Origin of the sequence: Leifsonia sp. NPDC080035 (assembly GCF_040050925.1) — a bacterium.
Taxonomy (GTDB): domain Bacteria; phylum Actinomycetota; class Actinomycetes; order Actinomycetales; family Microbacteriaceae; genus Leifsonia.
In genome coordinates, this window is record NZ_CP157390.1 from 777,814 (window position 1) to 789,890 (window position 12,077).

Consider the following 12,077-nt stretch of genomic DNA (forward strand, 5'->3'; position numbering starts at 1 on the left):
TGACGCGTCAGAACGCCGCGTCCAGCTCCCGCTCGCGGGCCGACCCTGCCGCCTGGAACGCCACGCGGAGCGCCTCGCGAACGGACGCCGCCCGCTCGTCGATGCGCGTCGCGAAGCCGAGCCGCGTCGCCTCGGCCGCGCGCTGCTTGCCGCTGGAGACCGGCCGCACCTCGCCGGCGAGGCTGATCTCGCCGAACGCGGCGAGGGTGTGCGGGATCGCCCGGTCCGTCGCCGCGGACGCGATCGCGAGGGCGATGGCGAGATCCGCGCCCGGCTCCGTCAGACGCACTCCGCCGACGGTCGCGACGTACACGTCCTTGTCGCCCAGCCGGATGCCGGCCCGGCGTTCCAGCACCGCGAGCAGCATTGCGACGCGGGATGCGTCCACTCCGTTCGTGACCCGGCGCGGGTTGGGCGCCGTCGTCGCGACGACGAGCGCCTGCACCTCGACCGGCAGTGGCCGCCGCCCCTCCATCGCCACCGTTACGCACGTCCCCGAGACGGGCGTGGTGGTGCGGCTGAGGAACAGCCCGCTCGGGTCGGGCACCTCGGCGATGCCGTCGCCGGCCATCTCGAAGCAGCCCACTTCGTCCGTCGGGCCGAAGCGGTTCTTGAGCGCGCGCACGAAGCGCAGCGCCGTCTGCCGGTCGCCCTCGAACTGGCAGACCACGTCCACCAGGTGCTCCAGCAGGCGGGGGCCCGCGATCGAGCCGTCCTTGGTCACGTGCCCGACGATGAGGATGGGCAGGTCGCGTTCCTTGGCCACGCGGATCAGGGTGCTCGCCACCTCGCGCACCTGACTGGGTCCGCCCGCGATGCCCTCCCCCGAGCTGCTGGACACGGTCTGCACCGAGTCGACGATGACGAGGGACGGCTGCACCGCGTCGATCTGCCCGACGATGGTGGCGAGGTCGGTCTCGGACGCGAGGTAGAGCTGGTCGTGGATCGCCCCGGTGCGCTCGGCGCGCATGCGGACCTGGCTGACCGACTCCTCCGCACTCACGTACAGGACGCGCTCGCGCTCCCGCGCAGCACGGGACGCCACCTCGAGCAGCAGTGTCGACTTACCGACGCCGGGCTCGCCGCTCAGCAGGATCGCCGCCCCGGGCACGATGCCGCCCCCGAGCACCCGGTCGAACTCGCCGATGCCGCTCGGCCGGCGCTGCATGGACTCCGCACCGATCTCGGTGATCGCGCGCGCCGCGCGATCCGTGCCGATCGTGACCGGCTTGAGCGCGCGCAGGACACCCGTCGGCGCCGTCGCCTCCGCCACCGTTCCCCACTCGCCGCACTCGCCGCACCGGCCCACCCACTTGGCCGCCGTCCAGCCGCACTCCGTGCACCGGTAGTTCACACTGGCCTTGGCCACGGGCACCTCCTCGATCGCTCCCACACTAGGTCGAGCCACCGTCATCCGACGCCCGGAGCGCGCAGGTGTGCGGAACTCGCTCCCGCGCCGCTGCGGTGGAGGAGGAACGGGCTACTTGAGGATGAACTGCTTGGTCTCCGCCGAAGCGATGCCGGCGACCGAGGTCTCCAGGTGGTACGAGGCGCCGCCCGCCGGCACCTGCTCGCGCTTCCCCTGGCAGGTGGCCGGGTCGCTGCGCGTACGGTCCCAGGTGATCGGCGTCTGCGAGGAGATCGTCTTGCCGGGCTGCAGCAGCACCTCGGCGTCCACCTTCTCGCTCTGGCAGTCGGTCGACTTCCAGTAGACCTCGGTGCCGCTGGTGATGGTGAAGACCTGCTGCGCGGTGCCGGCATCGATCTTGCAGGCGGTCGTTCCGGTGTTGGTGATGGAGACCGACAGCTGCGGGAGCTGTCCCGCGGAGTAGGTGGAGGCGTCCGTCACGGCGCCGACCTTCACGCTGGCCGGATCGCAGTCCTGGCCGCTCGCACTCGCGCTGGTGGTCGGGATGTTCGTCGCCGCAGCGGTCGGCTTCCCGCTGCTCGTCGTGACCGGCTTCGGCGTCTCCCCGTTCGAGGATCCCGGACGGACGACGATCAGCACGATGACCACGATGACGGCCAGCAGAGCGATCAGGAGGACGAGCCGGCGACGCCAGTACACACGGCTCGGTTGGGGGCCGACAGGATGCTTGAACGTCGACATGCCCGCAGCATAGCCGCGCCCTCGCCGAACCCCGGCGCGCCGCGCTCAGAGGTGCTTCAACATCCGGGTGTTGCCCAGGGTGTTCTGCTTGACCCTGGCCAGGTCGAGGAACTCCGCGACGCCCTCGTCGTGCGAGCGCACGAGCTCGGCGTACATCGCGGGGTCAACCGTCTCCTCGCCCATGTCCTCGAAGCCGTTGCGGCCGAAGAAACCCACCTCGAAGGTGAGGCAGAACAGCCGGGAGAGGCCGAGCTCCCTCGCGTCCTCCTCGAGGCGGGCGAGCAGGGCTCGCCCGACGCCCTTGCCGAGCCAGGCGTCGGCGACCGCGAGGGTGCGCACCTCGGCCAGGTCGCTCCACATGACGTGCAGGGCGCCGCAGCCGATCAGGTTCCCGTCGGCGTCCTCGGCGACCCGGAACTCCTGCACGGACTCGTAGAAGGTCACCGCCTCCTTACCGAGCAGGATCCGCCGGTTGACCAGCGGCTCCACCAGCTCCTGGATGCGCGGCACGTCGCTCGTGCGCGCCCTCCTCACCACGAAGCCGCTCGTCGTCGGGTTCGTGGGCGCGGGGGCGGAAGACGAGGTCACTCTGCAAGCCTAGCGAGGGCCGGGGCCGCGGAATCGCCGCATGCTAGCGTTGGACGTTCCCGGGACCGCTGCGGCCGGACCCCACTCGAGGCAGGAAATGGTGAGAACAAGGTGAGCGGTTTCGGTTCCGTGCGCAGATGGTTCAGCACGAACGGACCGGAGATCCTGACCTGGACGATCGTCGCCGTCACGTGGGTGCTCTCCTACCTCTCCTATTTCCGCAGGGCCGGTCTGTTCTTCTACGACTCCCGGTACTACATGGCGTACTCGTTCCTGTTCGGCGGGGCGTCGCAGCAGGAGGCCCGCGACAGGACCGCGGAGTTCGCCGCGCAGTACCACATCCCGATGCCGGACGCGGCGTCCACGTTCGGCTGGGGTCTCGTGCAGCCGCGCGTCGTGCTGCCGACCCTCTCCGCACCCTTCGTCGACCTGTTCGGCCCCTTCGGGCTCGCGGTCATCCCCGCGGTCGCGACCATCATCTTCACGATCATCGTGACCAGGATCCTGATGAAGCGCTACGGCAACCTCGCCGCGGTCGCGACCATGGTCATGGCGAATGCGAGCGTCCGCATCGTGGTGCTCATGACCGGGATGCTCACCGAGTCGCTGTCCGCCCTGTGGACGCTGCTCGCGCTGCTGCTCGCTTGGCGGTACATCCGCTCGCCGCGCTGGACGCTGCTGCTCCTGATGGCGGTGGTCACGATCGTCTCCGCGTTCACCAGGCAGGCGACCCTCATCATGGCGGGGGCGTTCGTCGGCGCCTGGCTGCTCGGGATGCTGACCACCCTGCGCTGGAGGTCGCCGTGGATGTGGCCCGCCATCGTGGTCGGGGCGACCGCCGTGATCGTCCAGGTGGTCCAGACGGCGCTGTTCCCGTTCTCGCAGACCGACCAGTTCCTCCGGATGACCGGGACGACCTCCCTCGGCGAAGCCCTGACCAGGGTGCCCGGCCTCGGCTTCCACCTGTTCGTCCTCGACGTGAACCAGTTCATCCGCGAGGACCAGATCCTCCTGCTGATGTTCTTCCTCAGCGTCGGAGCACTGTTCCTGTTCTGGAAGCGCGAGGAGGCGCACCTGCTGTTCGGTGCGATGGTCGCCATCGGGCTCTACAACATCACCAACGGCAGCGCGACGGGATTCCGTTACGCGATCCCCGGCCTCGTCTTCTTCCTGCTCATCCTCGCGAAGCTGTTCCAGTCGACGGCGCGGACTCTGCCGCTGCGCCCCCGTGACGGAATACCCACAGACGCATGACGAAGAAGTTGATGACGGCGACGAGGACCATCGTCGCCACCTTCGCGACGATCGGGGCGAGGCCGATGACCTCGGTGCCGAGCGCGACTCCCCCGGCGCTGAGGCCCAGGTTGACCACCACGAGGATGGAATAGCGCACCAGCGCTCCCTTGGACGCGCGCGCCCGGAAGACCAGGTCGCGGTTGCCGCGGTAGTTGACGACGAACGCCGTCAGGAACGAGATCACCGACGCCAGGGTCGGCCAGACGCCCAGCGTCACCAGCAGCCAGAAGACGCCGGCGTCGATCAGCGCGCTGGCGCCGCCGACCGCGAGGAAGACCAGGCCCTGCCGGACATGCTCGCGGTCGATCGTCATTTCGGTGTCGCTTCGATGTCGAGCATGAATGCGTGCAGCAGGAACTGTATGCCGACCAGTGTCGGCGCGAGCGCCAGCAGCCAGGTGCCGGTCGAGACGGGGTCCGGCGTCGCCAGCCGGATCACGATCGCCCAGATCCCGACGATGACGCCGAAGACGAACAGCAGCGTCCCGAGCACGAACAGCAGGGCGATGGGCGAGAACGACCACAGCACGTACTTGTACCAGAACCGGCGCCAGAAGCCGCTCCACAGCGTCCCGAGCAGACGCGGGACCACCTGGTGCAGCCGGATGCCGGAGACCTCCGCTCCGTAGATCGCGGGGATGGGCACGTCGATGGCGCGGACGTTGTTGATGTTCAGCCAGATCAGGAGGTCGTTCTCGAACTCGTAGCGTTTCGCGACCTTGTCCAGCGGGACGAGGCTGAGCGCCTCCTTGGTGATCGCGGTGTAGCCGTTCTGCGGGTCGACGAGGTTCCAGTAGCCGGAGGAGAACTTGGTCATGAACGTGAGCACGATGTTGCCGAAGATCCGGTAGCGCGGCATCCCCGCGAAGCTGGAGCTTGAGAACAGCCGGTTCGCCTTGGAGAACCCGTAGCCGCTGTCCGTGATCGGGTTGAGCAGCTGCGGGAGGTAGTCCACATCCATCTGCCCGTCGCCCGCCATCACGACGCTGATGTCGGCGCCGAGCTCCATCGCCTTCTTGTGCCCGGTGATGATCGCCCCGCCGACGCCTTGGTTCACCTCGTGGTGGAGGACCGTCGTCCGCTCGGTCGCCGCCGCCTGTGCCACAGCGAGCGTGTCGTCGGGGCTGGCGTCGTCGATGACGATGATGTCGTCGACGATGTCCGGCATGGTGGCGATGACGTCGGCGATGTGCTTCTCTTCGCGGTACGCGGGCACGACGACGGCAACCCGATGATCCTTGTACAACGGTCTCCTTCAGTAGACCCCGACGTAATTGCTTGCATTTGAGGCGGAAAATTCCCCGAGGCGTTCGCTCATCCTACCGATTCGGCAGGTCGTCAACGTCGGTAACGGGCCAGGACGGACGCCCCGAGATAGCGCAGCGGGGCGTCGCGACGCAGGACGTCGCCGAGCCGCGGAGTGAGCAGTCCGCCCACCGACAGGTGCGCCCTGCTGCGCCGGGCGAGGTCCGCGAGCGCGACCGGGTCGGCGTCCGCCGACACGAGCTCCGCGAGGAGGCGCGCGTCGTCGCGGGAGAGCACCCGGGCGAATCCGGGCGCGAGCTCCTCGAACACCCGCACAGCGTCACGGGCGACGCGGATGTCTTCGGCCGTCAGCCGCGACCGCGCCTCCCTGCCGAGCGCCGCGACCAGTTGCACCCGGAAGAGCTTCGCCGCGATGCCGATGCGCGCGGCGTCGTCCAGCCCCGCCCAGAAGGACTCGCCGGGAAGCGCCGCGGCGAAGCCGAGCTCCTGCTCCATCGGCCACGCCACCTCGGTGACGCGGTCGAGCGCGTCCGGGGCGACCATGTAGGGGTGGCGCGCATCGGCCGCGACGATGCGGCCTCCTGAGAACCAGAGCCGCAGACCGGGGATGAGGTCCTCCGCCGTTCCGAGGCCGGGTGTCGGGATGGCCTTCTCCGCCAGCTCCGATCGGATGAGGCCCATCGTGCTGGTGCGGTAGGCCAGACGGTCTCTGGCCGGATCCAGCCGCGTGCGGAACGGCCGGCGCGGCGGTGTCGGGAAGTTCCTCGGCGTCCCCACCATCCGCATGGTCGGGATCACGATGTCGGCGTCGTGCGCGCGCTGGGTGCGCGTCCACGACTCGATGGCGCCGTCGGCGAGGTAGTCGTCGGAGTCGATCTTCATGAAGAACGGCGACTCCAGCCGCTCGAGGGCGTGCCGGAGCGGACCTGCAGGCGAGGGGATGCCGTCCTCGAACGCGAGCACGCTCACGCGCGGGTCTGCCCGGTGCTCGCCCAGCGCGGCCTCGATCTGGCTCGGGTCCACATTGTGCGCCACGACGACGAGCCGGATCGGCACGGAGGTCTGCAGGACCGACCGCGCGAGCCGCGCGACCGGCCGATGCACGGAATGGACGGGGACGAGGACGTCGACCGTTGGCGTCATGACGCGACGGCGCCGGTCGCGATCCGGTCGACCGCGGCCGCCCAGACCGGGGTCTGGGTCTCCGCGGACAGGTCGCGCGCCGCCGCGTCGGAGTCGCGCTTCCACTGCTCGACCGTTGCCCGGTCGATCCCGCGCAGCACGTCGGCCAGGGCCTCGGCGGTGAAGTCCGCCGTGACGGCTCCGAGTCCCCGCTCGCCGAGGATCCGGACCATTTCCGGTGACGGGCCGATGATGAGGCCGAGCCGCGCCTGCACGTACTCGAAGAACTTGTTCGGCAGCGCGTACGCGTTGTTGAAGTTGGTGGGGGCGAGGATGTGCAGCCCGACGTCGTACGTGTTCAGCGTCGGCACCAGCTCCGTGAACGGCACGGGCTCGTGGAAGCGGATCCGCTCCACCCCGCTCGCGCGTTCCTTCAGCGAGTCGAGGTAGCCCGGGTCGTTCGGCGCCAGGTAGAAGTCGAGCGTCACCGGGGCGTCCACCTGCGCGACCGCGTCGATGAGGATCTCGAGCCGGCGGTTGCGCAGCGCGGCTCCCGCGTGGACGAGCCGGATCGTCTCGCCGACCGGCTGGACGGCGAGCTCGGCGAACGGCGGCGCGTTCATCACGACCGCCGGGGACAGCCCGAACACCGTGCGGTACTTGTCGGCGAGGCTCTGGCACACCGTGGACGTGGAGGCGGCGCGCCTGACGAACGTGCGGATCTGCCACGACAGGAACGGCGCGACGAACAGCCGGAAGCGCAGGAGCTCGGAGTTCTGCAGCGGCGCGTACTCGTGCAGGTCGGCGTGGAAGCCGCGGCGCGGCTTCAGCGCGGCCGCGGCGCCCGCCGCATCCACGTCGTTGGCGACGATCACGTCGACATCGCCCACCGGGAGGTTCTCCCGCACCCACGACACCGCCGGGTTGTCGCGGTAGGCGCGACGCCACTGCCGGAGCATCACGGCCAGTCGCGGGTAGCGCCAGTACACGCGCTCATCCGGGATGCGGTAGTGCTGCACGACGCCCTCCGGCGCGGGACCGTAGCCGCAGGTCACGACGTCGTACGCGCCCTCGAACAGTGCGATCTGCTTCTGGACGCGGGGGTCGGAGACGAGCGTGGAGAAGGACAGGATCAGGATGCGCGCAGACATGACCCCAGAATCTTACCCGCACAGCATGAAACCGCCGAGTACGCGGATTCTCTGCGTACTCGGCGGTTTTCAGGCGAGTTTCTTCGTACTCGCGGGGTTTACTCGTTCGCGGCGAGGTCCGGGGTGGCCGGTCCGGTGCCGATCGCGGCGGCGGCGTTCACACCGGCGCCGATGGACTCGGCGCGGGCGCTGGTCGTAAAGACGAACTCCCCGTCGGCGAAGTCGACGTGGACGTGGTCGCCCGCGTTCAGCTCGCCGTGCAGGATCTTCTCGCTCAGCCGGTCCTCGATCTCGTGCTGCACCGCGCGGCGGAGCGGACGGGCTCCGAGCGTCGGGTCGAACCCGACCTCGATCAGCCGCTCCTTGGCCGGAACGGTCAGCTCGATCGTCATGTCACGGTCGAGCAGACGGTCGGAGAGGCGCTTGATGAACAGGTCGACGATCTGCAGGAGCTCCGCCTTGCTCAGCTGCGGGAACACGATGATCTCGTCGACGCGGTTCAGGAACTCCGGCTTGAAGTTCTTCTTCAGCTCCTCGTAGACCTTGCCGCGCATCCGGTCGTAGCCGGTGGTCGGGTCGCCCTCGATCTGGAAGCCGACGGGGCCGCCGGAGATGTCCTTCGTGCCGAGGTTGGTCGTCATGATGATGACGGTGTTCTTGAAGTCGACGACGCGGCCCTGGCCATCCGTCAGACGTCCCTCCTCCAGGATCTGGAGCAGCGAGTTGAAGATGTCCGGGTGCGCCTTCTCGATTTCGTCGAACAGCACCACGCTGAACGGCTTGCGGCGGACCTTCTCGGTGAGCTGGCCGCCCTCCTCGAAGCCGACGAACCCGGGAGGGGCGCCGAAGAGGCGGGAGACCGTGTGCTTCTCGCCATACTCCGACATGTCGAGCGAGATCATCGCCGACTCGTCGTCGAACAGGAACTCGGCGAGCGCCTTGGCCAGCTCGGTCTTACCGACGCCGGTCGGACCGGCGAAGATGAACGAGCCGGAGGGACGCTTCGGGTCCTTGAGGCCCGCACGGGTGCGGCGGATCGTCCGGGAGAGGGCCGCGATGGCCTCCTCCTGGCCGATGACGCGCTGATGCAGCGCCTTCTCCATGTAGACGAGGCGGGCCGACTCCTCCTCGGTGAGCTTGAACACCGGGATGCCGGTCGCCTGGGCCAGCACCTCAGCGATCAGGCCCTCGTCGACCTCGGCGGTGGTCTTCACGTCGCCCGAGCGCCACTGCTTCTCGAGGCGCAGCCGCTCGCCGAGGAGGTTCTTCTCCTCGTCGCGCAGGCTGGCGGCCTTCTCGAAGTCCTGGTCCTCGATCGCCGCCTCCTTCTGGGAGCGCACGGCGGCGATCTTGTCGTCGAACTCGCGCAGCTCCGGCGGGGCCGAGAGGATCGACAGGCGCAGGCGCGCGCCGGCCTCGTCGATCAGGTCGATGGCCTTGTCCGGAAGGAAGCGGTCCTGGATGTAGCGGTCGGCGAGGTTCGCCGCCGCGACGATCGCGCCGTCGGTGATGGACACCTTGTGGTGCGCCTCGTAGCGGTCGCGCAGGCCCTTCAGGATGTTGATCGCGTGCGGGAGCGACGGCTCCGCCACCTGGATGGGCTGGAACCGGCGCTCGAGGGCCGCGTCCTTCTCGAAGTGCTTGCGGTACTCGTCGAGCGTGGTCGCGCCGATGGTCTGCAGCTCGCCGCGGGCGAGCAGCGGCTTCAGGATGCTGGCAGCGTCGATCGCGCCCTCTGCGGCGCCCGCACCGACGAGCGTGTGGATCTCGTCGATGAAGGTGATGATGTCGCCGCGGGTGCGGATCTCCTTGGTGACCTTCTTCAGGCGCTCCTCGAAGTCGCCGCGGTAGCGGGAGCCGGCGATGAGGGAGCCGAGGTCGAGCGTGTAGAGCTGCTTGTCCTTCAGCGTCTCCGGCACGTCGCCGCGCACGATCGCCTGGGCGAGGCCCTCGACGACGGCCGTCTTGCCGACGCCGGGCTCACCGATCAGCACGGGGTTGTTCTTGGAGCGGCGCGACAGGATCTGCATGACGCGCTCGATCTCCTTCTCGCGCCCGATCACCGGGTCGAGCTTGTTGTCGCGAGCGGCCTGGGTCAGGTTGCGGCCGAACTGGTCGAGGATCTGGCTGCCGGCCTGCGCGGTCGCCTGATCGTTGCCGCCCACCTGGACCTGCTCCTTGCCCTGGTAGCCGGAGAGCAGCTGGATGACCTGCTGGCGCACACGGTTGAGGTCCGCGCCCAGCTTCACGAGCACCTGGGCGGCGACGCCCTCGCCCTCGCGGATCAGGCCGAGCAGGATGTGCTCGGTGCCGATGTAGTTGTGGCCGAGCTGCAGCGCCTCGCGCAGGCTCAGCTCCAGCACCTTCTTGGCGCGCGGAGTGAACGGGATGTGACCGGTCGGCTGCTGCTGGCCCTGGCCGATGATGTCCTGGACCTGCTCACGGACGGCATCCAGCGAGATGCCGAGCGACTCGAGCGCCTTCGCGGCCACCCCCTCGCCCTCGTGGATCAGGCCGAGCAGGATGTGCTCGGTGCCGATGTAGTTGTGGTTGAGCATCTTGGCCTCTTCCTGGGCCAAGACGACCACCCGGCGGGCTCGGTCGGTGAATCTCTCGAACATGTCTACTCCTCGCGACACCGTTGCAGGGTCGGCGCCGATACAAAGAGAGTAACCACCGCTTCCCGTCCGTGTGGCCCTGTTCGCCGTGGGCGTGACCGAGGTTGCGCCGGAACGCGGCACGTGCAAGCATATCGATATTCGTTATTAACGAGATTCGATATGGAGACGATATGAGCACGACCGTTGACACCAGGACCTCGCGAGGGGACCGCGTCGCCATCCTCCTGTTCATCGTCGCCGGCAGCCTGCTCGCCGGCTGGTCGGTCATCCAGTCAGGGCTGGCGATCGCGGCCGCGGCGGGCAACCGGGATGTCCGCGTGCTCGCCGACTTCTCCGGCACGACCGCCCACGCCCCGATCGGACCGGGCGGGGCGATGCGCGAGGTGGAGCTGGAGAGCGCCTATGTGAGCGCCCCGCAGCTCCCGCTCGCCTCGTTCTGGGCGCTGATCGCCCGTGAGCTGCTCGGCTCCGTCGCCGTGGCCGGCATCGTCCTGTGCCTGATCTGGCTCGCCGTCAATGTGCTGCGCGGCCGGATCTTCTCCCCCACCAATACGACGCTGGTCGCCGTCGCGTCGATCGGCGGCCTCGTGGCCTGGGCTGCGATCGCCCTGCTGAACACCATGGTGGCCAACGGCGCCATCGCGCTGATCAGCGACCGCGAGTTCGACATCCCCGTCATGTCCATCCCGCTCCAAGTGGTGCTGCTGCTGGCCTTCGCCGCGGCGATCGTCAGCACCGCCTTCACGGTGGGCGACCGGATGCGCCGCGACACCGAGGGCCTGGTCTGATGGGCGAGGACGACTCCGGCGTCCACTGCCGCCTGGACGAGCTGCTCGCCGAACGCGGGATGACCGTCGTCCGGCTCTCCGAGCTGGTCGGGGTGAGCGTCGTCAACCTCTCCGTTCTGAAGAACGACAGGGCGAAGGCGATCCGCTACTCCACGCTCGTCGCGATCTGCCGGGCGCTCGACTGCGGGATCGGCGACCTGCTCGTGCTCGCTCCGGAGCCGCCCGCCGCCCGCCAGGGCTAACATTCGGCGCATGACCATCAGACTGGAGAACGTCGGCATCGCCGTCCGGGACATCGAAGCGACCATCGCCTTCTTCACCGACTTGGGCCTCACGGTGCTCGGTCGCGACACCGTCAGCGGGGAGTGGGCCGACACCGCGGTCGGACTCGACGGCAACCACGCCAAGATCGCGGTGCTGCAGACCCCGGACGGCGACGGGCAGCTGGAGCTCTTCGAGTACATCCACCCGGACGCGATCGAGACGGAGCCGACCCTCCCGAACGAAATCGGCATGCACAGGGTCGCCTTCTCGGTCGACGACATCGACGAGGCCCTGGCGATCGCCGCCCGGCACGGCTGCCACCCGCTGCGCGGTGTCGCGACCTACGGGGACGTCTACAAGCTGACCTACCTGCGCGGGCCGAGCGGCATCATCGTGATGTTCGCGGAGTCGCTGCGGAAGGACTGAGGCGGGACCTCAGCCGGGAAGGCCCGGCAGTGTCAGGTCGCCGCTCGGCAGGATGATCGTCACGTCCGAGGTCGTCGTGACGCCCTTCGGGGTGGCGAAGACCGTCGTGTGCGGCGAGTAGTCCTTCGTGCAGACGCCGCCGGGCGCAGGGGCCAGCGTCGCCTCGATCTGGTTGCTCTGCCCGACGTGGATGGACTGCACCTTCGGCGGGCACGTCGAGCTGCCGTAGAGCACGATGCCGAACTGGTCGCCGTCCTGCAGCCAGGCCGCCCAGGACGCGCCCCCCGCGCTGCTGGGCGGGGCCTCGACGCCCTTCGGCTCGCCGGCGTAGTCCTCCAGCGGCTTCGTCTGGGTGGTGGTGCAGCCCGCGAGCAGCACGGCCAGCGCCACGACGGCGGCGGCGGACAGGGGGCGAGCGGCACGGGTCACGCGACCATTCTAGGAAC

General features: G+C 69.1%; 13 protein-coding genes. 4 read left to right on the forward strand and 9 right to left on the reverse strand.

The features are described 5' to 3' along the window. Window positions 1-7: 7 nt before the first annotated feature. The 3 genes from radA to AAME72_RS03755 all read right to left on the reverse strand — a co-directional run bounded on the left by radA (window position 8) and on the right by AAME72_RS03755 (window position 2,698). On the reverse strand, window positions 8-1,369 hold the full coding sequence (radA, locus tag AAME72_RS03745) for a DNA repair protein RadA (protein ID WP_348788897.1): 1,362 nt from the start codon (window positions 1,367-1,369) through the stop codon (window positions 8-10). A gap of 111 nt (window positions 1,370-1,480) precedes the next feature. Beyond that, window positions 1,481-2,110: a hypothetical protein gene (locus AAME72_RS03750; RefSeq protein WP_348788898.1), complete on the reverse strand. Its 630-nt coding sequence runs from the start codon at window positions 2,108-2,110 to the stop codon at window positions 1,481-1,483. A 45-nt stretch (window positions 2,111-2,155) separates the two neighbouring features. Beyond that, entirely contained in the window at window positions 2,156-2,698 is a 543-nt protein-coding gene (locus AAME72_RS03755) for an amino-acid N-acetyltransferase (RefSeq protein WP_348788899.1), read from the reverse strand. Window positions 2,699-2,809: 111 nt separating this feature from the next. On the opposite strand from AAME72_RS03755, the gene AAME72_RS03760 reads away from it, so the two are divergent. Then, complete coding sequence (locus AAME72_RS03760; protein WP_348788900.1) at window positions 2,810-3,952, forward strand: hypothetical protein; 1,143 nt, start codon at window positions 2,810-2,812, stop codon at window positions 3,950-3,952. Here the strand turns inward: AAME72_RS03760 and AAME72_RS03765 are convergent. From AAME72_RS03765 to AAME72_RS03785, 5 genes are all read right to left on the reverse strand, one after another. Continuing rightward, on the reverse strand, window positions 3,873-4,307 hold the full coding sequence (locus tag AAME72_RS03765; protein ID WP_348788901.1) for a GtrA family protein: 435 nt from the start codon (window positions 4,305-4,307) through the stop codon (window positions 3,873-3,875). The two genes, AAME72_RS03760 and AAME72_RS03765, sit on opposite strands and share 80 nt — an antisense overlap. Continuing rightward, a complete protein-coding gene (locus AAME72_RS03770) occupies window positions 4,304-5,239 on the reverse strand; it encodes a glycosyltransferase family 2 protein (RefSeq protein ID WP_348788902.1) in 936 nt (311 codons plus the stop codon). The genes AAME72_RS03765 and AAME72_RS03770 overlap by 4 nt, the downstream gene beginning before the upstream one ends. A gap of 92 nt (window positions 5,240-5,331) precedes the next feature. Continuing rightward, complete coding sequence (locus tag AAME72_RS03775; protein ID WP_348788903.1) at window positions 5,332-6,402, reverse strand: glycosyltransferase family A protein; 1,071 nt, start codon at window positions 6,400-6,402, stop codon at window positions 5,332-5,334. Then, window positions 6,399-7,532 carry a glycosyltransferase family 1 protein gene (locus tag AAME72_RS03780; protein ID WP_348788904.1) on the reverse strand — a complete coding sequence of 378 codons (1,134 nt, stop codon included), beginning with the start codon at window positions 7,530-7,532 and terminating at the stop codon, window positions 6,399-6,401. The genes AAME72_RS03775 and AAME72_RS03780 overlap by 4 nt, the downstream gene beginning before the upstream one ends. Before the next feature lie 98 nt (window positions 7,533-7,630). Further along, the gene (locus AAME72_RS03785; protein ID WP_348788905.1) at window positions 7,631-10,153 is read right to left on the reverse strand and encodes an ATP-dependent Clp protease ATP-binding subunit; all 2,523 of its coding nucleotides are present in this window, start codon (window positions 10,151-10,153) and stop codon (window positions 7,631-7,633) included. A gap of 170 nt (window positions 10,154-10,323) precedes the next feature. Between AAME72_RS03785 and AAME72_RS03790 the strand changes: the two genes are divergently transcribed. Genes AAME72_RS03790 through AAME72_RS03800 form a run of 3 tightly spaced genes read left to right on the forward strand, consistent with a single transcriptional unit; the run spans window position 10,324 to window position 11,631 of the window. Continuing rightward, window positions 10,324-10,941 (forward strand): hypothetical protein, encoded by a 618-nt coding sequence (locus tag AAME72_RS03790; RefSeq protein WP_348788906.1) that lies wholly within the window; start codon window positions 10,324-10,326, stop codon window positions 10,939-10,941. After that, window positions 10,941-11,183, forward strand: a complete 243-nt coding sequence (locus AAME72_RS03795) for a helix-turn-helix domain-containing protein (protein WP_348788907.1) — start codon at window positions 10,941-10,943, stop codon at window positions 11,181-11,183. Before AAME72_RS03790 ends, AAME72_RS03795 begins: the two co-directional genes overlap by 1 nt. 10 nt (window positions 11,184-11,193) lie before the next feature. Continuing rightward, entirely contained in the window at window positions 11,194-11,631 is a 438-nt protein-coding gene (locus tag AAME72_RS03800) for a VOC family protein (protein WP_348788908.1), read from the forward strand. A gap of 9 nt (window positions 11,632-11,640) precedes the next feature. On the opposite strand, the gene AAME72_RS03805 is transcribed toward AAME72_RS03800, so the two are convergent. Continuing rightward, complete coding sequence (locus AAME72_RS03805; RefSeq protein WP_348788909.1) at window positions 11,641-12,060, reverse strand: hypothetical protein; 420 nt, start codon at window positions 12,058-12,060, stop codon at window positions 11,641-11,643. Window positions 12,061-12,077: the final 17 nt, after the last annotated feature.